This window comes from Opitutaceae bacterium TAV5, from assembly GCA_000242935.3.
Lineage (GTDB): Bacteria > Verrucomicrobiota > Verrucomicrobiia > Opitutales > Opitutaceae > Geminisphaera.
Map to the genome: position 1 here is coordinate 6,205,667 of CP007053.1, position 22,051 is coordinate 6,227,717.

A 22,051-nucleotide genomic window follows, 5' to 3' on the forward strand; every position below is an offset into this window, starting at 1 on the left:
GACATCCGCTGTAAACAACATTTTCGGGTGTTTGCGCAAAAGAGTTGTCCTCCCGCCGCCTCGCCTCCCCCTTCCCTCCCCGGCGGTAACGGGCGTATTCATGGATACCGCATATGCCAGAAGAGAGGTGGCGGCGTCCGGTTTCCGGCTCCGCCAGAGCGCGTGGCACCCCCTTCCGCCTGAAATGCAACCGCCCAGCATGAGACCGGTGAATTCGGTATTGATGCCCGCCATCATAATGGCTGATGTCTCGGGCTTTCGTCCTCCCTCTCGTCCCGGAATATTCCTGCCCTTTCCACCTGCTGGCTGCCTCACCGCCTTTCACCCGCCCCCTCCCCTGCCCCGCTTTCCAGCTCCTCTTTTCCCATGATCCAAAAAATCCGACTCCTCACCCTGGCCGCCGCGCTCGTCGCGACCGGCCTCGCTCCGGTCACCAGCGCGGCTTCCTCTTCCGATGCCGACGGCTTTTATCTCAAGGACGGCGACCGCGTCGTCTTCTATGGCGACAGCATCACCGACCAGCGCCTCTACACCACGTTTGCCGAGACCTTTGTCGTCACACGCTTCCCCGCGCTGGGCATCTCTTTCACCCACTCCGGCTGGGGAGGAGACCGCGTCACCGGCGGCAATTCCGGCGGCGGTCCCATCGATACCCGTCTCGAACGCGACGTGTATGCCTACAACCCTACCGTCATGACCATCATGCTCGGCATGAACGACGGCAGCTACCGGGCCTTCGACCAGGGGATTTTCGACACCTACAAAAACGGCCTCACCTCCATCGTCGGAAAGGTGCAGAAGAAACTCCCCGGCATCCGCCTGACGCTCATCCAGCCCTCGCCCTACGATGACGTTACCCGCGCCCCCAACCCGAACATTCCCGGCGGTTACAACTCTGTCCTCATCCGCTACGGCGCCGCGGTGAAGGAAATCGCCAGCGCGAACAACCAGAACGTTGCCGACCTCAACACCTCTGTCGTCGCCATGCTTGAAAAAGCCAAGGCCACCGACGCCAAACTCGCGGAAAAAATCATTCCCGACCGCGTCCATCCCGGCGGCTCCGGCCACCTCATCATGGCCGCCGCGCTTCTCAAATCCTGGAATGCTCCGTCCATCGTCACCGATGTCGCCATCGACGCTGCCGCCTCGCGCATCACCCGCGCCGAAAACACCCGCGTCACCGGCCTGAATGTCACGCCGGCCGCGATCACCTGGTCCCAGCTCGATGCCGCGCTCCCCATGCCGGTCGACATGGGCAATGCCGAAACCGCTCTCGCCGTCCGCTCTTCCGGCTTCATCGCCGACCTCGACCGGCAACCCTTGCGCGTCACCGGCCTCACCGCCGCCGGCTACGACCTGGCCATCGACGGCAAACCCGTGGGTCACTTCACCCCGGCCCAGCTTGCCGAAGGCATCAACCTCGCCACCCTCGCCACGCCCATGGCCGCCCAGGCCGCCGAAGTCCACAAGCTCACGATTCAGCGCGCCAACCTCCACAATACCCGCTGGCGCACCTTCCAGGTTCCCTACGCCAATGCCGGCGAAGCCATCCGGGCCTCTCTGCCTGACGTGATGAAAGCGCTCGACGATGCCGACCTCGCCGCCGCCCGCATGCAGCGCGCCGCCGCGCAGCCCGTTGTCCGCCGCTACGAACTGAAAGGTCTCACCCAGGACCAGATCGCCGCCCAGGGTGTGCCTGCCGAACAACTCCCCGCCGGTGTCGGCCAAAACCTCGCGCTCAACAAAAAATGGAAATCCACCGCTCCCAATACCTATGGCTGGGACAGCGGCCTCACCGACGGCTCCTGGGCGGGCAACAAGACGAATACCTGGGCCACGGACGACAAGGACACCTTCCCCAAGAGCGTGACCGTCGACCTCGATACGCCGGCCACGATCGGCCACATCGTCACCGGCGTCCCCGCCTTCGGCTCCACCAAAACCGTCGCGGTTTCGATCAGCGCCGACGGACAGAATTTCACCGAGGTCGGCCGCTACGCCTTCTCGTTGCGCAAGGAAGAAAAACGCCTCTTCAACTTCGAGCCCGCCGCCGCCCGTTACGTCCGCCTCACCTATGTGGACCACCACGCCGAACGTGTGAACTATAACAACACGTTCGCCTTTACGACGGACGTGCAGGTCTTCGCGCCGGCCAGATAACTGCCGACGCCATCGACCCGCCCCCCGCCCCTCCTGTAACGGCAGGGGCGTCTGCGGCCCGCCTGCCGGGCGGGGCGCACAGCGCCTCGCCTCCGACCCCGGCGACGCTTCGATGCGTTCCGGCAGAGCCGGTCTTCAGAGAGATGCCGTGCCTGTCTCCATCCCGGAGGAAGGGTTCATAAACGGATTGTGGTGCCCTGCCCGTGATCCCTGCCCCCGGGTTCGTTTTAGCTCCAGCGATTTTTCCCTGAGCGATGGCACACTCGTGCCCAACAGATATTGGCCCTGCTGTATCAGACGCGAGCGTACCTCGTCGGTGTTGATTGCTCGTGACGATACCCCGTTGTTCACTGCCAGTGCGGCTGCCGTTCCCGCTCCCTGGCCTATGGCCATCGCGGTCGCCATCACGCGGACCGAGCCAAAGGCATGGTGTGTCGCCGAAATACAACGACCCGCCACCAGCAGGTTGTCCACGCCCTGGGGCAACAGGCTGCGATACGGAATCTCGTATACCGCCCTGCCCGAACCGGTGAATATCTGTGTTTTTCCATCCGGAGGATGGATATCGATCGCAAATGTCCCGCAGGCGATCCCGTCCGGGAATGCCCGGCTGCTCAACACATCTTCCTCTACCATCGTATAATCGCCGACGATCCGTCGCGTCTCGCGCACGCCCACCTGCACACCGGTATCGACAATGCAGGACGCCTCGAATCCGCCGACATGCTTGCGAAGGAACCGATGAACCTGCCAGGCCTGACGACGTGTGGCAACTTCCGCCCGGGTCAGGTCCTCCACCCGCGTTCCATTGATCCCTTGCAGACGCGTGCAGTTTACCGCGACCTGTCCGTCATTGGGGAGCTGATACATCAGGATTCTCGGCGCCGCCTCCGCGGGATACTCGCCCGCCTGCATCGCCTCCTTCACCAGATCGGACAGCCCGAGAAACGCCAGCATCCGGTTCGAATCGATTTCCTCGTCGGTTGGCGAATCCTTCAACCGTTCGCGATTGGCCTTCATCCAGCTGCGAAGAAGGCCATGATCGATGCCGCCGATCCGGAAAAAAAGCGTCACCGGTTGCAACGCGCCATCATCCGCGCGTCCCATCTCAAACGGAGCCCCGATTCTGGCAACCACGTCGGCGTCTGCCGAACAGTCGATGACAAACTTCGGACGGATCGCCTGTCGTCCGGATTTGTTTTCGATGATCACATGTCGCACCTGTCCGTCCTCCGCCACTGCGTCCACGAACACGCTGTGCAACAAAAGTTCCACCCCCGCCTCCTCCGTCATGTCGAACAACAGCAGCTTCATCCCCTCCGGGTCGAAAGGCGTCATCGACGCGTTGTCGAACGTCAGATCCGTCACATGGCCCGGCGAGGCCGTGAGTGCCACCAGCCGTTCCACCACCTCGCCCGCGATTCCCCGTATCACCTGTTCGCCGCGGATGTCGTGAAACGTGAACATCGGATTCACCATCGCCGCCGTCAGGTTTCCTCCGAGAAAACCGTAACGCTCCACCAGCAGCACCTTCGCTCCGTTGCGCGCCGCCGCCACCGCCGCGCCGATCCCCGCCGGCCCCGCGCCGATTACCAGCACATCCGGCTCGTGCGTCACCGGCACCAGCCGTGCCGGCTCCATCACGTTGTCCCACGATTTTTTCTGCTCCGTTTTTCCCGGAAACCTGTTGTCCGCTTTCGAGTGTTCCATGACAGTTGCTTTGTTGAGAATCAGTTTTCTTTTCCGCAGGAGAGCAGCACCACGGTCTTCGGAGCGCAGTTCCATGAGGCGACGGTTTCGCCCACGTCCTGCTCGACCGGAAGCACTTTTTCAGGATCTCCAAAATCATTCGCCGCCTTCGGGTCTTCGTGTCCCAGTGTCCAGGACCGTTTCACCCGGTACCCCGCAGGTAGCCTCAGCGCAACCTCCGCCGCGTCCGAACGATGCCGGTTGATCAGACTCAATACGATTGTGCCGTCGTCGTGCAATGCCGCCGCGGAATCCAGCAGCGGCGACTCCTGCGCGTCACACCCTTTCAAATACGCACTCGCGCTGCGTAGCGAAGGCGTTTTCACCGACGGACTTTCCACGATCGTTTCGAGGGACTGGCCTCGCATCCATTTTGTGTATTGGCGAAACACATGGAACAGGGTCGTTTTCACCACCCGATCGGCATTTACCAGCAAGGGCGCGTGGCCGTTGACCAGAAACACGTAATTCGCCATCGCGACCCGCGGACAGTGTCGCAGCATCACGTTCAGGGTCCCCGCCACGAACACCGCATCCTCCACGTTGCGCGGATCCTTTCGCAACAGGCCGGCGTGGGAACTCCTGTCGCTCGTCGCGTAGTGGCGGATGTTCCATTCGTCGATGGCGATTCGCACCTCCTTTTTCAGGCCCGTTTCGTTCCGGGCCCCGTCGATTGCCGCCAGCATCTTCCTGATCTGAAAATCGAAATAGACCGGCGTGAAAGCCACCGTTTCGTATTCATCCGCCACGTCTTTCGAGGAGCTGGCGTACATGTGCAGCGTCAGACAATCGATCAACTCACCGGCGTTTGCCAGCACTTCGCGGTCCCATGCCGGATCGTTTCCCGCGCTCGATCCCGCCGCGAGGATCTTGATGGAAGGGTCGCGTTCTTTCATCGCGGACGCCCACCGCGCCAGCGTCTTCGCATACGTTGCCGCGTCCATGTGCCCGGTCTCCCCCGGGGCCCATGTCTCGTTGCCGATCCCCCAGTACGGCACCGCATAGGGCTCCGCACGGCCGTTCGCCGCCCGCCGTCTTCCCTGCTCCGTATCGACTCCGCCATTGCAGTATTCCAGCCACCGCAATGCCTCCTCGAGCGTGCCCGAGCCGAGATTTACGTTGAGATACGGTTTGCACCCCACCTGCTCCGACCAATGCAGGAACTCGTCGGCCCCGAACTGATGAGACTCCTGCCCGCCCCAATGTTTGTTCGGCAACACCGGCCGCCTCTCCCGCGGGCCGATTCCGTTTTCCCAATGATACACATCCGCGAAAGATCCGCCCGGCCATCGCACCACCGGCACCTCCATTTCCCGCGCCGCCGCCATCACATCCTTGCGCAGGCCCTTTTCGTCGGACAACGGAGACCGGTCATCCCACACCGCAGGATAGATGCACTCTTCGGACTCCTTCACATGCTCGAAATACTGGCCGTAGATTTCCGGCTCGATCGCGCCGAACGCCTCGGCCGCATCGACTGCCACGCTCGCGGAGTAAACGTTTTTGGAAAAGGGTTTCACACAAGCGGGTTTCATGAGGCGCAGACTCTACCGCCTTTTGTCCCGCCGCACCATGTCCCGCCCGCCCCGGTCCATGTCTCAAATCCCCATCGCCGGATCGGCGGAAAAACCTACACCATGCCCGATTCCCGCGCGGTCGTTCTCGCCTTCTCCCGATAACGCGACGGCGGCATCCCGTATTCCCGCGCGAACGCCTTGCTGAGAGAAAACGCATCGCTGAATCCCACCCGCTCCGCAATCACATCGAGCGTGGTATCCGTCAGCAGCAGCAATTCGCAGGATTTTCGCAGGCGAAGCCGTGTCAGCCGGTGACGTGGACTGCACCCGTAGTGTCGCTGGCAAAGCCGCCGCAGGTGCTCCCTGCCGACATGCGCCTCCGCCGCCAGTTTCTCCACCACCCAATCCTCTTCCAGCCGCTGCACGACCACTTCCCATAATTTTTCGATTCGCGGATCCATGGCCCGTCGGTTCGTCAGGGCAGTCAATGACGCCCGGACCAGATCGCACCAGATGCCGACAAGCTGCGGCGAGTTTCCCCTCGTCACCTCGGTGAACAGCCCGCGGTTTGCCGCCTCCAGCGCATAGGAAGCCGCCGGCATCAGCCCGGGGTGAGCATCCTGAAAAAGTTCCGGATATTTTTCCGTCGTTTCGAATTTTGCCCATGCGTACTTCCATTCGCCGGATCGCGGGCTCACCCGGTAGCCGTGCGCCACGCCGGGCGGCATGATGTAGGCCGTTTCCCACTCCGCCTCCTGCCAGCTCTCGCGACATGCCACCATGCCTGCGCCCGAAATGGTCGCGATCACCAGCCCGAAACCCGGCTCGGGCCGGATGAAACACCAGTTGCCGCTGGCGTGCGTGATCCCCACATTGAGCAACCCCAGATTTCTCAATGGCGGACACTGCTTCCGGTCTACCTCCAACCGGTCGATCACATCGCAAAAGCTTTCTGTCCTGGTGAGCTGCATCCGGGTACTTCAATGAATGACCATCAAGCGTCAGGCGCGTGCCCTCTTGTCAAAGCGATAAGTGCACCGGGCGGTATCCAATTCGCGGAATCTGCGCCACTTGACACCTCACGCAGGGCCTGAGGCGCCTGGATTTCCTGGGGATGCTGTCGACTGAAAACAAAAACACTTGACCTCATAACTTAAACCTTTCAGCCTCCTGTTCACAGCCCGATCCTCGCGATCTCTGTCCGCCCTGTTTTCCATGCGTCCACCTTTCCAGTCCCGTCCGCTTCCGGCCCCCCGCGCCCCGCTGCCGTTCATCTGGCGCGACGCCTCCCTTTGCGCGGCACCCAACACCTGGACGTATTTCCGGAAAGTTTTTTCGTGGACACCCGGTCGCAACGGCACGTCCGCATACGCCGGTTTTGCCGCCGACCCCACCGCCCGCGTCTGGCTCAACGGCCGCCTTGTCCTCGACCGCACGATGCGGTTCATGACCCCGCACATCCCCGTCGAAACCCTCAACCTTTCGCCGTTTCTCATCGCAGGTGAAAACGTCCTCGTCGTCCTCCATCACTGGTGGGGCGTACCCACCTTCCAGCGTTCTCCCGGCGGACGCCCCGGCATCGCGCTCGTTTGGGATTGTGAACAAAACAACGCCGCCACCGACGCCACCTGGAACTGGCGCGACGCGGACGAATTCGACCCGCACCCGCACCAGACCATCGGCCACGATGGCGCCCGCCGCATCCGTTTCCCTGTTCTCCTCGACACCCGTCGCGAAGCCCCCGGCCTTCACGCGCCCGCCGGTGATAACCGCCCCGACTGGCGCCCCGCCGTCCCTGTCATCTCCGAGGCCTGGGCCTGTCCGCTCCGCAAGGAAACCCCGGTCCTCACTCTCGATGACTACATCCCCGCTGCTCGCCTGATCTCCACCGGCCGCATCACCCGCACCGCCTCCACCGCTGCCCTCCCCGACCACGAGGTCGGCCGCCGTATCCGCGAAACCCTGCACCACCCTGACCGTGGCGCGGGCGTCCCGCCCGCAACGTGGCATGGGCATCCTGCCCATGATTCCGACGTGGCACGGGCATCCTTGCCCGTGAGCGTTGCCTCTCCGCGTGCCGCGGGCGTCCCGCCCGCCGACGACGCGCAGCGTCGCCCGCTCCCTTCAATAGTGTTGAATGTTCAGCGTTCGGTGTTCGACGACGGCGCAGCCGTCGCCGCCTCCACCTACACCACTCTCGACTTCGCCCGTCCCGTCCACGGCTACCTCACTCTCGACATCGCCGATGCCCCCGCCGGCGCGATTCTCGAATTCGGCTACGGCGAACTCGCCACCAATCCCCGCGACGGCGCTCCCCTCATCACGTCCGACGGCCATTTTGACCCCGAATTCACCTGCGGTTCCCCTTTCGGGGATCGTGTCATCCTGCGTGGCGGTCCGCAAACCGTCACCCTCCCCGAAGAACGCACCTGGCGCTACCTTCTTGTCCACCGAAGCGACGACAACCTCGCCACCACGGTCATCTCCCGCATCGCCTGCCGCACCAGTCAGCACCCCGTCACCCAAACCGGCGCCTTTGAAATCCTGGATTCCCAATTTCAAATCCGGGCGCCCCGCTTCGGCGCGGCCCTCGTCCGCCTCTGCCTCGACCACGCCCGTATCACCATGTCCGATACCTACGTGGACACCCCGGGCCGCGAGGACGCGCAGTGGCTCGAAGACATCCAGTACCGCGCCCGCCTCGCTGCCACGTGGTTTGGAGACACGGCGCTCCGCCAGGTCACGCTCCGCCACGCCGTCGAGCAGCAGGACCCGCAAACCGGCCTCTTCCGTGTCTTCGCTCCCGAAGACTACCAGACCTCCGGTTGCCAATTCCTCGACTGGGGCATGACCTGGATCGGCCTCCTCCACGACGACTGGCAATGGACCGGCCAGACCACCCTTCTCCAACGCTACTACCCTGCGCTAAAAAAATTTCTCACCGCACTTAAACACTTAACCACTGCCGACGGCCTCCTCACCGGGGAAAACTGTCTCGCCGACAACCACGGCAGCCAACGCCTCGATCACGCCACCGGCGAATCCGGCTACGAAAGCATCCCCAACACCTGGTATTACGGCTACCTCCTGCAATCCGCGGAAATCGCCGACGCCCTCGACGAATCCGCCGACGCCGCCGAATACCGTCACCGCGCCGCCCGCCTCCGTGCCGCCTTCCGGCGGTTCCTTACGGAAAGCCAGAGGCCAGAGCCCGGAGGCCAGAAGCCAGAAAAAACCACAACATCCGCTCTCCACTCGCATGACGGCTCTGGCCTCCGGACTCCGGACTCTGGCTTCTGGCCTCTATCCTCCGGCCTCTGTTCCGTCGCCGAACTCTGGACCTCCGATGCCGGTCCCCATGCCTGGGGCCAGGCCGCCGTGGTCAATGCCATCTACCACGGACTCATCCCCGACCGCGCCACGGCCCGCGCCATGCTGCAAACCGCCTTCCCTGCGCCCGACGGCATCCCTCCCCAAAATTCTCCGATCAAACGCTGGAACACGCCCACCACAATCTACCGCGCCCTCTGCGTCCTGAGCGAACACGGCCTCGGCCCCCTCGCCGCCGCGCACCTCGCCGCCACCTACGGTCCGCACCTCCCCGACGGCCCCCTCCCCGAATATTTCCTCTCCGGCCCGGATCGCCAGCCCGTTGACCCGACCGGTTCGCACGGCTGGGCGGCGGTCCCCCTCGCCTGGCTCCACGACACCGTCCTCGGCGTCCGTTACCACCACGCCACCCCGACCACCTCCGCCCGCATTGTAGTAAAACCTCACTACGCCGGCTGGGACACCGTATCCGGCACCGTCGTCACTCCCGCCGGCCCGGTCACCGTCCGCATCGACTGGTCCGCACGCTCGCTCGACGTCGCCGCTCCGGATGGTGTGCCTGTAGTCAAAAACCTTCCGGTTTTCACTGGAAACAACACCCGTGCGCCAAACCAGGAGGATACTACTCCGCAAACCGTATCATTAACCTCATGACACTCCTCAACGACCTCACCCGCTCCGGCTTCGACACCCGCAGTCCCTTCACGCTGAACTTCGACGAAAACCAGCGCGGCAAAACCGTTTATTTCGCCCTGCGCTGGGAAAACACCCGCGGGGATAAAGGCCCCTGGAGCCCGATCACCCACGCCGTCGTGCCATGACAAACAATCCATTTCTGATCAAAACTGAAAACAGAAAACCCAAACTCCCAATGAACTCGCCAAAATACAATATCACGGCGTTTACCCTGATCGAATTGCTCACGGTTATCGCCATCATCGGCGTCCTTGCCGGCATCCTCATCCCGGTGCTGGGCAAGGTCCGCAGCACCGCGCGCAACGCCACCTGCATCTCCAACCTCCGCCAGCTCGGCCAGGGCTTTCAGCTCTATATGGCCGACAACAAGGGAAGGCTCCCCCTCGCTGAAAGAGCGGCGGCCCCCGGCTCCCCCGCCACAAACTGGGTCTATGCACTGATCGGCTACGACAATACCGGCCCCGACTACATTGGCGCACGACTCAGAGGCACCCAACTGCCCACCATCAAGACCGGCATCAAAACCGTCCTGCTTTGCGAAACCAACGTCAAAACAGTCCCTGATCCGGCGAACTCCTCCTCCGCCACCTCCTACGCTATCAACGTTGCCGCCAGCAACGGACAAACCAGCGGCAGAAACATCAGCGAATTTAACGCCCCCTCCCGGTTTTGCCTGCTGGGTGAACCCAAAGTAAAAGAAAACGGGGCCGGCTTCAACAAGCTCATGGCTGGAAATGACCCGAATGCGATTCTGGACCCCAAAATACACGGAAATCACTCCAACGTCCTCTATCTGGACGGGCACGTCGGCTCCGTCAAAGAAGTCCCCGACATCACCACCGAAGACGGCAAACGCTTCTGGAAACCCTGATCCTCCTCACCTCGAACAGAAAATATAACGATCTCTCAATCCGTCAAAAATCAAACCTGCTACTCACCTATCCTGCACATATCAAACTTCTGACTACATATATTATGAACACCAAAAACAATACAATATCCATGCGTCTTCACGCCGCACTGTTTTTTACAGGGTTCGTCTGTGCCCTGCCACTTCAGGCCCGGGCCGCCATTCTCTTTTCCGACACCTTCGACAGCGAAACAGTCGCAACCATTGCCGGTCGTTCGCCCAGTGGCGAAAACCTGCTCGGTGTTCAGTGGCAAACCTTCGGGCTGAGTTCTCTTGTGGTTAGAACCACTACTGCGAGCACAGTAAGCACAACCTATAATGCGGACGCCTTCATCGATATCCAGGGAAGAGATAGTGGCATTAAAAATCTCACTATCAGCGCGGATCTCAAACTGGCAAGTATGGACACAAGCGGTGGCGTCACGCAGGGTATAGGTCTCGGCTTTTATCAGACTGCACGGTCGCAGGGTCAGGATCCCAAGGTTCACTTTAGAGGTTTTGTTCTCAATGCATCCGGAACCCTCAGCCTCATCAGCGTCACCAGTGGGGGCAGTGCCACAACATACGCCACCGCAGCATGGTCAAACCCTTCCGCTTTTGACACCAGTTCATTTTATACGCTAACCTATACCATAAACACGACGACCGGAGGAGTTGCCAATGTAAGTCTTGGAGGCATAGATCTGACGTCCGCCTTCTCCAGCGTCACCGGGGTTTTCACCAACGACTTAATCAAATATGCCGCATTTTACGGGAAGTCCGCTACGGCACAAACAGGATATTTGGATAATTTCTCGCTCAGCACATCTGCAATTCCCGAACCCGGCACTTCAGCCTTCATTGGAGGAATAGGTGCCGCCTTGGCATGCATCTTTATGCGCAGGCTGAGGTAAAACAGCAAACGATCCCCCAATTAAACCGGGATCAATGTCATCATTGATCCCGGCCAAATCCAACGCTCTCAGGCTTCGGACGGTTACCATCAACCGCCCGCGCAAAATCCCCCTTCTTCATCATGGTCCTTTTTCCTTATACCCGCATTTTCCTCCCATCTTATTCCCCGCCCCGTTTTTCTTTTTTGGCTCTAAGCCTTGCTCTTACCGCCACACTGTCATTCTCCCAGATAGCCGCAGTCCAGGAAGTCGAGACCCACGCGAAAGGCACTCCCGACTCCGGCACCCCCCGTTCGGTCAATATCGCCGAAACGCATGTCCTCCTTGACTACGACGCCGCTTCCCCCGACGCCTCTCCAGCCCCCTTGCAACTCTCCGCGAGTGGTGGAGCCCGTCAGGAAAAAACCACTCCAGCCCTGGCCCGGACCGACATTGCCCGCGTCAACAAAATCACCACCAAAAACTGGTGGCTTATCCTCACCCTCCCCGGCACCTATCCCGTCGAAGGCACGACATTGGCTTTCGATTATTATGTCCCGGAGAGTTCTGCACTCCGCTCGTTCACAACCAATGAAAAACAGCCCTCCATAGCCACCCGGGCAATCCGGAAAGGCCGGTGGGTCAGCGAGGAGATAGCCTTCGCCGATATGGTGGGAGGCGATCTCTGGCGCCTGCGCGATGTGCGCGACATCAAAAACCCGACGCTCACCTTCAGCGCCACCAGAAGCGGAGGCATCGAGATCGAAATCGCCCGGATCACGATTACCCGTCGTGCCACCATGCCCCTCCCGATCCCCCGTGTGATCCGCCCGGCCCGGCCTGATGCCCAACCGGTTTTCGCAAAGGAGATTGAAATCGCCAACACCGACAAAAACGCCTGGTGCCAGATCATGGCCGATGGCGACTTCACGCTGACCATCAACGACCGCGAGGCAGGCCGCGGCGGCTACAACCACATCGACATGGAACGCTGGCCCCAGGGCAACCGGTTCCTGCCCCTTGCGCGTGAAATCCCCGTCGGGGAATATCTGGTTCCCGGTAAAAACATCATCCGGGTCTCCGTCAGCTCCCCGCACACCGCTCCCGAACTCGTTTTCGCGCTTGGCTGGCAAGATAACAACGAGCGCCATGTTGTCATCAGCGATGCCACTTGGGCAACCATTCCCTCTCCCGCCCTGGACGCCGCCACATCCACCCCCTGCGAAGATCTCGGCAGCCTCCCATCCAGTGATTCCCGTCGCTTCAAGAGCCCGGTCGATATCTATCCCCTCCTCATTCCCCGTCCCTGGGATACCCGCTCTTATCTATCCGCCCCCCTCGATGCGTTTCCGCAAATGGAACACACTGCCGATGTGCTTCGCCCCCGCATCATTCCGGGAACATGGAACATTAAAAAGGTCGGCCAACGCTGGAGTATTATCGACCCAACCGGCGCGCCGTTTTTTCTCCTCACCACCCAGACCGACTATGTCCATCCCCGCTGGGCCTACCGCTACTCCAGGCATATCTATAACACCTATAAAACCGAAGCGGACTGGACCGCTCACGACGTCGATGCCATCAAGCGCCTCGGGTTTAATTCTCTCAGTGTCAGCTTTCACGAAGAGCACTACAAACACGCCAAGACGCTCGGCATGTCCTCCTTCCGTTTTCTGGGCGCGTCCGGCTTGGCGTCGCCAAAACTTCGTAATAAAGATGGCAAGACGGCCAGAATGCCGGACCCCTTTGATCCCTCCTGGCGAAGCAGTTTTAGCGAGAAGCTGGAAAATCAGGCGGCCAAATGGAAAGATGACTCCATTATCGGCGTTTTCGTGGACAACGAACTTTCCCTCGATGGTGCTCTCCACAACGCCTCGGTCGTCGGTTACGTCTATTCCGATGCAGCGGGGAAGCAATTCGTCGGCTGGCTGCGCGAGCGTTACCGGACAATTGATGATCTCAATCGTGCCTGGTTTGGTGCCGCTCCCGATAAAAAAGCCGCCCGCCTTTCGAGCTTCGATGACATCCTTGTCAAAAAACCCGCCCCCGTTCGCGAAAAGTCCAAGGGACTGAATCACACCCAAAAATCCCCTACAGCCGACACGCCTGCGATGGATCGTGATTTTTATGATTTCGCGATGCTCGTCGTGCAGGAATACGCGAACTATGTCCTCAAGGAAGTCCGGCGGATCATGCCGGGCAAGCTCGTCGCTACCAACCGCTTCATGGGAGGGGCCACGGTTGAAGTCCTCGCGGCATGGAAGGACTACGACATTATCGGCTGGAATGCCTACCCCATGGATCGCTGGGACAGCGGCGAATACACCCAAACCCAGATCGACCGGATGAAACTCGCGTGGCAGGTGACCGGCAAACCCATGATCATTTCGGAATTCGGTTCGCAAGGTCTCGATTCGGAAAGCAGCCCCAGCCCCACAGGCAAGCTCGCCACGCAAAAACGCCGCGGTGAAGAATACGGCAAGGTTCTCGACCAGATTCTCCGCGAATGCCCCTTCGTGGTGGGCTTCGCCCTGTTCAGCTGGATGGATTCCACCGAAGGCGAGCGCTCCAACTGGGGCATGGTCAACCCCGAAGGCCAGCCTTACCGCGACTACCTCGACGGCATCGTCCACCAGCACCGGAAACTGAACGACATGCTCCCGCCCCTGCTCGCCACCGAATAAATCACAGCCCTCCTGCTGCGAATGCCATTCGCCTCAGGTTACCACTGCGCCTCCAGAGCACTTTCGCTCTATTCCCTCGCACCTGCAAAATCGACAATTCCGACAGCGGCGCCGTCGAGCAGCACAAACCGTGGTAATGGCGAGGATTTCTGTTTTTTCACCTCCTGCACAACTCACCCATTTGTCCCACATAGTTGACATCTTGTGGGACATTCCGCATCCTTGTCGCATTATGGCAGAAGGTATCAATGTCCGGTTTGCAGGGGAACTCCAGCGATTCATCCAGAACCGCGTCAATGGCGAGGCGGGCCTTTACAGCTCGGCCAGCGAATACATCCGCGACCTCGTTCGCCGCGACTACGAACACGAAGAACAACGTAAATGGCACGCCCTCCGTCAGGAACTCAAAGCGGGGGTTGAAGCCGACGAATCCGCGTTCATTCCGCTCAATGCCGACGACGTGATCGCCCAGGCCAGAAGCCGCCGGAAGTCGTCCGTCAATGCCCGCTAAAATCTACCGCGCGGCTCAAACCCGGCTCTTGGAAATCTGGAACTACACGGAGCGCATCTGGGGAGAGAAACAAGCGGACGCCTACATCCGCGAACTCGTCGATGCCGCCAACCTTGCCGGGGACGAACGTCACCGCTGGCGTCCGCTCCGTGAGCGCACCTTGCCCGGCGTCTTTTTTGTCCGTCATCGCCACCACTACATTTTTTTCCGCGAGTTGTCGGGCGGAACACTTGGCGTAATCAGCATCCTGCACGAAAACATGGACATCCCCGCTCGCCTGCGCGAAGACGCCCGTTCCGGGTAAACTGGCATCGTGGTAACTTGAGGTTGATGTTTTTCGCGTAAAAATCCCTCCTGTTGTGGGGAAATCCGCAGGGAGTCAGGCCGTTGCTTGTAGATGTTCGGATAGTTCGACCCGAATCGCGGCGACGCTTACTCCAGCCGTTCGTCGAGCCGGGTGACATCCATTGCCGTGTGGAGAATCGCGATCACTCGTTGGGTGTCGGGTGCGTCGCAAACGTAGTAAACGGAGTAGGGAAAGCGTCTGGCAAAGGCCCGGCGCACGCCATTGTGAACCGGTGCGAGCAACACGGGGGCATGGCAACGACCCACGCGCCGGTTAACGACGCAGAAGTTCATCCCTGACTTCGCTCCATGGACGGCCGGGATCGCTGGCGTCGGAGGCAAGGCGGCGGTCCAGTTCGGCGCGATGCGTAGCGGGCAGCGGCAGGGCGTCTCCATCTGCAGCGATCTGATCCCAAATGTCCTCCACAAGCAGGATTTTTTCAGTGGGCGAAAGACGGCTGATTTCGGCGGCAAGGACGGCATTCACGGTCGGCAGCATCCGCCATAACGCCAAAATTGGCAATCCGGAATGCCCGCTCACTCACGGTTCTGCCGCATAGTTCAGGCTCCCGCCACCGCTTTGTCTTTCAATTTGGCGGCATGGATTTCAGCCACACCGGCACTCCGCATGAAGCCAACCCCCGTAAGCTTGAAACGAGGCTCTGGCACAAAGCGCGACTGTAGGGCAATCCCCTCCCGCAAAGCTTCGGAAAAGGAAGCAGACTCCGGGCGGGCGGCAGATGTTTTCATACCTCCAAATTACTCCGTTTATCCCCCTCTTCAAGTAATTTGCCCCCTTCCATTATCTCACGACAAATCCCGCAGCAATGCTTCGATCCTGGCGTTATCCAAAACATGGAGCCCCCCCGCCCCCCTCATCACGGCGCCGTCCGCCGCCGCTCCAGTGTGTTGCCCGGGATGCGCAACTGCACCGGCTTGGCCCTCGGCCTTTTGATCAGAGCCAGCGCCGCCTTCGCCAGCTCCGCGCCCAGTTCCTCGCACGGCTCATGCACGCTCGTCAGGCCAATGGCGCGATGGCCGCTGAGAAACAGGTCGCCCATCGAGGCAATCGCCACCTGGTCGGGAATCCTGATCTCGATCTTGTCCAGCGCCTCCAGCAACGGCAGCGCGAGACCATCGTTCACCACAAAAAGCGCGTCGGGCTTCTCGTTCGCAACCTTTGGCTCCAGCAACAGCCGCGTCACGGCCTCGGTCGGCACCACACCGGATTTTTCCCAGATCACCCAGTCCTCGCGCAACCGCAGCCCCGCTTCCGCCAGGCACCCGCAGTACGCCTCGTAACGCGCCAGCGTCATGGCCGTGCGATGATCCGGCCCCACGAACGCGATTTTTTTTCGCCCCGCGGCAATCAGATGCCGCATCACCGCCCGGGCGGCCTCGCCGGAATCCCACGCCACATAGTTCGCTTCCGGCAAGTCCGGCAGCGTGTCGCCGAGCAGCAGCAGTTTTGTCTTTTGCGCGATCAGCGAGGCGTAAAGCTCGCGGCTCTCCGGCTGCGGAAAACAGATCAGCGCATCCACCCGCCGCTGCAAAAACGACATCACCTCGCGCTCCTCCCGCGCCTTGTCCCAGAAATGCACGCCCAGGATCGGCGTGTAACCTGCTTCGTCAAACACGCCGGTCATGCCGCGCAATACCCGATGCGCCCAGTTTTCTTCCAGATCGGCAAAGATCACGCCGATGGTATCCGTTTTCTGGCGACGCAGGTTGTGCGCGAAAAAATTCGGCTGGTAGCCCATTTCGTCCGCCACCGCCTTCACCCGCGCAATCGTGGCCTCGGGGATCTTCATTTCGCGCCCCCGCCCGTTGAGCGCATAGCTGACTGTCGCGATTGAAAGGTTTAAGTGACGGGCCAGAGCGGTGATGGTAAGCGGTTTCGGTTTCATCCGTGAACGAGACCACCCATTCCACGACAAAATCCCCCGGGCGCAATGCTTATGAACCGCTCCGGCTTCTGCCTCCCCAAAACCGTTTTTACCCAAAGCCCGCGAAGGACGCAAAGCTCCGGAAAGAAGAGGACAGAGATTTCTTTGCCGCCCGGCCTTCGTGGCCTTCGCGCCCTTTGTGTAAGAATGTCCTGCGATCCTGACTGCCATCCGCGCCGCATTCAGGGGACTTCTGAAAATTGAACAAAAGATAACAAAGAAAACGAAGAACAACCAAGAGCATTTGTCGTTTATTTAATTTATAACATTTTTCAACAAATGTGTTCCGACTCAAAATCCTCTTTGTTTTTATCTTCGTTCCCTTCGTTTCCTTCTGTTCAAAAATGAATTTTCAAAACCTCCCTTCAGGATTCAATGTTCGCCCCTTTCACTTTCCGTCATGCCTGCCACCATCGATCTTCCCTCCGTCAAAAAGTACCTGCGCGATCTACAGAACCGCATCTGCCGCGGGCTTGAAGCCGAGGAAACGGCTGTCTCCCCCTCCCTTCTTCCCACCCTCTCCTCTGCTCCCGCATCCGCCCGCTTCATCGAGGACAACTGGAAACGCCCCGAAGGCGGCGGCGGGCGCACCCGCGTTATCGCCGATGGTGCAGTCTTCGAAAAAGGCGGGGTTGCCTTTTCTCACGTCCACGGGACGAAACTCCCGCCCTCCGCCACGGCGCACCGCCCCGAGCTTGCCGGAAAAACCTGGCAGGCGCTCGGTGTGTCCCTCGTCATTCATCCGCGCAACCCGTATGTGCCGACCAGCCATGCCAACGTCCGCTTCTTTGTCGCCGACCCCGACGGTCCCGCGCCTGTCTGGTGGTTTGGCGGCGGGTTCGACCTGACACCGTATTACGGTTTCGAGGACGATGCCGTCCATTGGCATCGCACCGCCCGCGCGGCCGTCTCCCCTTTCGGCGACGACCTTTACCCGCGTTTCAAAAAAGCCTGCGACGACTATTTTTTTATCAGGCACCGCAGCGAATCCCGTGGCATCGGCGGCCTGTTTTTCGATGATTTCAACACCCCGGATTTTCCCAAGGCCTTCGCCCTTTTGCGCGCCGTAGGCGATGCGTACCTGCCCGCGTATCTCCCCATCGTCGCCCGCCGCAAGACGCACCCGTACAAGGCTCGCGAACGCGACTGGCAACTGTATCGGCGCGGCCGTTACGTGGAGTTCAACCTCGTGCAGGACCGCGGCACCCATTTCGGCCTGCAAAGCGGCGGCCGCACCGAGTCGATCCTGATGAGCCTGCCCCCGCTCGTGTCGTTCAAGTACAACTACACCCCCGACTCCGGCTCGCCCGAAGCCCGGCTGCTCACGGATTTCCTGCCGCCGCGCGACTGGGTGAAATAACACCGCCCCCCCGTCGGTCATATTCGGGTTAATCCGACTCATGCTATCGGACACATACGCCTGAACCGACCGACCCCACTCTGTTTCCGGCAAGACCTCCTTTGCCGATAAGAGCACATTGCCTTGCCAAGCAATCTGTCTTATTTTTGGCACTGGAATGCCGAAAATACGTTTGCCCGCTTTGGATTTGTCTTAGAAAATTTGGCATAATCATGCCACAATCAGAGCCCAGAGTTTTGTCGGACGACCTTGCCACCACTGCAGGAAGATTCCGGCATATTGCCCGCAAGACGTTCCGTTTTCAGGGCAGTTCCTCTCTATTTTTCCTGTGGCTCGCCGTGGCGGCATGCTTTCAGATACCATCCGCTTCCGGGGCCGTCTCCTCCTCGTATCCTTTCGAAATCAACGTCAACGTCGCCGACAGCGACACGCTGAAAAACACGCCGGGCCTCATTCCCGGCGGAATTCTTGTCGGCAAGCGCGATTACCACCCGCCCGAAGGATCCGGAGCCATCGACACAGCCAACTACAAGGCGTGGCTATCCATCCCCTTTCAGGATGAAAACTTCGTGGAGGATCACATGCTGATTCCCTACCGCCGCACCGTTTCCGCCGTCACCCTCCGCCTCACGCTTCACGCCGACCTGCACGCCATCAATACCACTCCCCTCCCCTCATCCGGCGCGATTACCTTCAATGTTTACGGTCTCACCAATCACGCCCGCACTCCCGACCCCGAGGCAGACACCTGGATCACCATCGAAGGCAACAGCGTTTCCTCCGCCATCAATCTTAACACGGCCAAAACCACCCTGCTCGGCTCCATCACGCTCGACACTGCCAACCTTCAGCCCGGCAGCACGGTGACTCTCACCGGCGCGGCACTCACGGAGTTCGTCAACACCTCGCTCGATTACTACTTTTACACCAACAAAAATCAGAACACCGTCCCCAGCGGCATCACCCTTATCCTCACTCCCGCCACCGCCAATACCCCCGCCATTCTCTTCGAGCGCGAACCGCTTCTCTCCTGGGAAATGCGCTACTTCAACGGCCAGGTTGGTTCCGGCTCCGAACACGACGTTTTCGATCCCGCCTGGGACCGTCCCCCCATCCCCGGAGCCAGCCCCGAGTTCGTCGGTTGGGCCACCGGTGTCGCCGAACTGAATCGCGGCTACATCCAGATCACCGACCCCACCCTTACCTATACCAACAACGGCAATACCTCTGCCAAAGCCACCTTTGGCCGTGCCGAGGATGCGCTGGGAGCGTCCTCCGCCGCCAACCCCAACAACCCCTACGAAGTCGTCTCCCTCGGCGATGGCGGCCATATCACGCTCACCTTCGACAAGCCCATCACCAATGGCGAAGGCTGGGATTTCGCCGTCTTCGAAAACGGTTTTATCGACTACACCAACTTCAACGCCACCGAGTCCATGGCCTGGCTGGAGCTCGCTCATGTCGAGGTCAGCTCCGACGGGGAAAACTTCATCCGCTTCCCTTCCATTTCCCTCACCCGTCCCTATAACGACGCCAACTATGCCGGCGGCACCGGCTTCGCCACCACCCCGGCCAGCACCCTTCACAACCTCGCCGGCAAATACATTCTCGGCTACGGCACCCCCTTCGACCTCGACGACCTGAAGGATCTCCCCGAGACCCAGGGCGAATCCCCTCTCGTCAATCTCGACCGCATCACCCATGTCCGGGTTGTGGACGTCGTTGGCATCAACGGCAATTCTGTGGTCGCCAGCGAAATCATCGGCTATGACATGGTCACCGGCTACCCCATTTATGACTACGTTTACGCCAGAGACGTCCCCGGACTCCTGGAAGAATGCGCCAGCTACGATTCCGAAGGCAACATCATCACCGATCCCTGGCCCACTCCTTTCTGGCAGGGCGGTTTCGATCTCGACGCCGTCGGCGTGCGTCACCAGCTCCACGAATCCACGACCTGGGCGATCTGGAGAACGGAAAACTTCAACGCGGCGGAGCTGGAAGATGCTTCCGTCAGCGGACCTTACGCCGACCCCGATCAGGACGGCATCCCCAACCTCGTTGAATACGCCCTCTCCGGCGGTCCCTTCACCCAGAGTGTCGGCATCCTGCCCGCCTCCGGCCTGTCAGAAGACGGGCGGCTCACCCTCACCTTCTTCCGCCAGCGCGACGACATCACCTACACCGTGCAGGGAAGCGACGACCTCCAGACCTGGACCACCGTCGCCGTCAACCCCGGCAAAGTCGCGCAGCGCGTGACCGTCACCGACAACGCCTCCGCCGGCGCCTCCCCTCGCTTCCTTCGTCTGCACGTCAGCAACGGAGTCGACGAGACCCATACCGTGCCCGAAGGCCTGCTCGCCACCACCATCGCGGGCGGCGCCACCGCTGCCTTTTCGATCCCTCTCGACCGTGCGCCGGTGGCGCGTGGCCCGGTCACCGGCGTGGGAGCCAGCAGCGTCACCGTGGCCTCCGCCGGAGCTTGGGCCGACCCCGTGCTGGACGAAGGCATACCCGGAGAAAATTCCCTCGAAACCCCCACGCTGGAAAATCCCATTATCCGCCGCTACACGCCCTTCGCCCTGCGCTTCCTCACTGGCAATCTCTCCGGGGCCACCTTCTTCATCGACACCGTCTCCGGCAACACCGTCAACCTCGTCACCTATGGCGTGGACCTGACCGCCTTGATGCAGCCCGGCGACATCTATACGGTGATCCCGCTGCATACCCTCGGGTCACTGTTCGGGGAAGATGAGGTTTCGTTTCAGACGGGCGCAACGGCAAGCGTTGCGGATAATATCCAATTATGGAACGGCAATGCGTGGATTCCTTTCTTCCACGATGGGAATGCCTCTTGGCGACGAACGGGGTCTCGCCTCGTTCAGAACACCACCGTGTTTTTGCCTGACGGTGCATTCATCATAACCAGAAGGAATGCAACACCGCTTATGCTGCGGATCATCGGACGTATCCGGGATACGGATTCACGAATATACGTAAAGCCGTCCGTGGGTAGTTTCATAGCCATGCCTAATCTGACCGTTCTGACGATCGGACAGACTGCCATCGATCAGCTTGTCGGCTGGCGGACAGGGACAAATACCGCTTCCGCCGATGCGGTGCAACTGTGGAGCGACACTGCGTGGATTCCGTTCTTCCACGATGGGAGCTACTGGCGACGCACCGGCTCCCGTTTAACGCAGAACGACCAACTTATCCCGTTATCAACGGGTATCTTTTTCAGCCCTAGGCCGTCGGCCTCGACGCAACAATCATTCCTTCACGTTCCGCTTACCTTCCTACCATGAAAATATCACCGATTATAATAGTATTTCTCCTGCTGCTGACGCGCATGAACGCGCAAACAGGCGACATCCCTGTTTTCATGGATTCCGGGATGACATTTGGCCAAGAAGTCTTCCTATATGATATTAACGGAACCACGATTCTTTCGGGCGGGAATCCTTTCGTCAACGGGGACGGCTGCGTAATACAACTTGGATACTACACCGAATCCACGGCTGCCAATCTGTTTTCAGGCGAATGGGTGGCCCTCACCGGCCAAGGGAGCCTGAACGCCAGTAGCGGCACCCTAGGTCGCACCTCGATCGGTGATGATTACGAACAGGGATCCGAAGAGGGTTTATTCTATTTCAGCCCTCTGCTTTTTACTGCAGCTGATGCCATCGCACCTGAAGGTCAATATCTGGCCATCCGGTTTTATAATTCATCCCTTCTGTCTGCCGCAACTGCTTATGGTGTTGTTGCGTCTTCAAACGAGACATGGAAATGGAGCTCCTCTCCGCTAAATCCGACCTCTCTCAGCTTGGATGATGAACTAGTCTGGCTCAACGACCACGTCGCCTTCACCGGCACTCCGCTGGACAACGTCATCCCCGAACCCGCCACCGTGGCCGCGTTTATGGCCCTCGGCGTGCTCGGCTTCGCCCTTCGGCTCCGTCGCCGTTGAC

General features: G+C 60.3%; 16 protein-coding genes. 11 read left to right on the forward strand and 5 right to left on the reverse strand.

Annotated features, from left to right (window positions below):
- Nucleotides 1-366 precede the first annotated feature (366 nt).
- Nucleotides 367-2,160, forward strand: coding sequence for a hydrolase GDSL (locus tag OPIT5_26250; GenBank protein AHF93197.1), 1,794 nt, complete (start codon nt 367-369; stop codon nt 2,158-2,160).
- 135 nt (nt 2,161-2,295) lie between these two features.
- Here OPIT5_26250 and OPIT5_26255 read toward each other — a convergent pair whose 3' ends face one another.
- From OPIT5_26255 to OPIT5_26265, 3 genes are all read right to left on the reverse strand, one after another.
- Nucleotides 2,296-3,783 (reverse strand): glucose-inhibited division protein A, encoded by a 1,488-nt coding sequence (locus OPIT5_26255; GenBank protein ID AHF93198.1) that lies wholly within the window; start codon nt 3,781-3,783, stop codon nt 2,296-2,298.
- 107 nt (nt 3,784-3,890) lie between these two features.
- Nucleotides 3,891-5,444 carry an alpha-N-arabinofuranosidase gene (locus OPIT5_26260; protein AHF93199.1) on the reverse strand — a complete coding sequence of 518 codons (1,554 nt, stop codon included), beginning with the start codon at nt 5,442-5,444 and terminating at the stop codon, nt 3,891-3,893.
- A 95-nt stretch (nt 5,445-5,539) separates the two neighbouring features.
- Nucleotides 5,540-6,397 (reverse strand): AraC family transcriptional regulator, encoded by an 858-nt coding sequence (locus OPIT5_26265; GenBank protein ID AHF93200.1) that lies wholly within the window; start codon nt 6,395-6,397, stop codon nt 5,540-5,542.
- Nucleotides 6,398-6,641: 244 nt separating this feature from the next.
- Here OPIT5_26265 and OPIT5_26270 point away from each other — a divergent pair, with 244 nt between their 5' ends.
- The 7 genes from OPIT5_26270 to OPIT5_26300 all read left to right on the forward strand — a co-directional run bounded on the left by OPIT5_26270 (nt 6,642) and on the right by OPIT5_26300 (nt 14,733).
- Nucleotides 6,642-9,410 (forward strand): alpha-L-rhamnosidase, encoded by a 2,769-nt coding sequence (locus OPIT5_26270; GenBank protein ID AHF93201.1) that lies wholly within the window; start codon nt 6,642-6,644, stop codon nt 9,408-9,410.
- Nucleotides 9,407-9,577 carry a hypothetical protein gene (locus tag OPIT5_26275; protein ID AHF94767.1) on the forward strand — a complete coding sequence of 57 codons (171 nt, stop codon included), beginning with the start codon at nt 9,407-9,409 and terminating at the stop codon, nt 9,575-9,577. The genes OPIT5_26270 and OPIT5_26275 overlap by 4 nt, the downstream gene beginning before the upstream one ends.
- Nucleotides 9,578-9,627: 50 nt before the next feature.
- On the forward strand, nt 9,628-10,323 hold the full coding sequence (locus OPIT5_26280) for an N-terminal cleavage protein (protein ID AHF93202.1): 696 nt from the start codon (nt 9,628-9,630) through the stop codon (nt 10,321-10,323).
- Between the two features lie 131 nt (nt 10,324-10,454).
- The gene (locus OPIT5_26285) at nt 10,455-11,255 is read left to right on the forward strand and encodes a hypothetical protein (protein ID AHF94768.1); all 801 of its coding nucleotides are present in this window, start codon (nt 10,455-10,457) and stop codon (nt 11,253-11,255) included.
- A gap of 122 nt (nt 11,256-11,377) precedes the next feature.
- The gene (locus tag OPIT5_26290; protein ID AHF93203.1) at nt 11,378-13,918 is read left to right on the forward strand and encodes a glycoside hydrolase family 42; all 2,541 of its coding nucleotides are present in this window, start codon (nt 11,378-11,380) and stop codon (nt 13,916-13,918) included.
- Nucleotides 13,919-14,150: 232 nt separating this feature from the next.
- A complete protein-coding gene (locus OPIT5_26295) occupies nt 14,151-14,429 on the forward strand; it encodes an addiction module antitoxin (GenBank protein ID AHF93204.1) in 279 nt (92 codons plus the stop codon).
- Nucleotides 14,419-14,733 (forward strand): plasmid stabilization protein, encoded by a 315-nt coding sequence (locus OPIT5_26300; GenBank protein AHF93205.1) that lies wholly within the window; start codon nt 14,419-14,421, stop codon nt 14,731-14,733. Before OPIT5_26295 ends, OPIT5_26300 begins: the two co-directional genes overlap by 11 nt.
- 315 nt (nt 14,734-15,048) lie before the next feature.
- Here OPIT5_26300 and OPIT5_26305 read toward each other — a convergent pair whose 3' ends face one another.
- On the reverse strand, nt 15,049-15,261 hold the full coding sequence (locus OPIT5_26305; protein ID AHF93206.1) for an addiction module antitoxin: 213 nt from the start codon (nt 15,259-15,261) through the stop codon (nt 15,049-15,051).
- Between the two features lie 391 nt (nt 15,262-15,652).
- The gene (locus OPIT5_26310) at nt 15,653-16,681 is read right to left on the reverse strand and encodes a LacI family transcription regulator (protein AHF93207.1); all 1,029 of its coding nucleotides are present in this window, start codon (nt 16,679-16,681) and stop codon (nt 15,653-15,655) included.
- A 439-nt stretch (nt 16,682-17,120) separates the two neighbouring features.
- On the opposite strand from OPIT5_26310, the gene OPIT5_26315 reads away from it, so the two are divergent.
- The 3 genes from OPIT5_26315 to OPIT5_26325 all read left to right on the forward strand — a co-directional run bounded on the left by OPIT5_26315 (nt 17,121) and on the right by OPIT5_26325 (nt 22,050).
- Complete coding sequence (locus OPIT5_26315) at nt 17,121-18,080, forward strand: coproporphyrinogen III oxidase (GenBank protein ID AHF93208.1); 960 nt, start codon at nt 17,121-17,123, stop codon at nt 18,078-18,080.
- Between the two features lie 236 nt (nt 18,081-18,316).
- Entirely contained in the window at nt 18,317-21,388 is a 3,072-nt protein-coding gene (locus OPIT5_26320) for a secretion protein (GenBank protein ID AHF93209.1), read from the forward strand.
- Complete coding sequence (locus OPIT5_26325; protein AHF94769.1) at nt 21,385-22,050, forward strand: hypothetical protein; 666 nt, start codon at nt 21,385-21,387, stop codon at nt 22,048-22,050. The genes OPIT5_26320 and OPIT5_26325 overlap by 4 nt, the downstream gene beginning before the upstream one ends.
- Nucleotide 22,051: the final 1 nt, after the last annotated feature.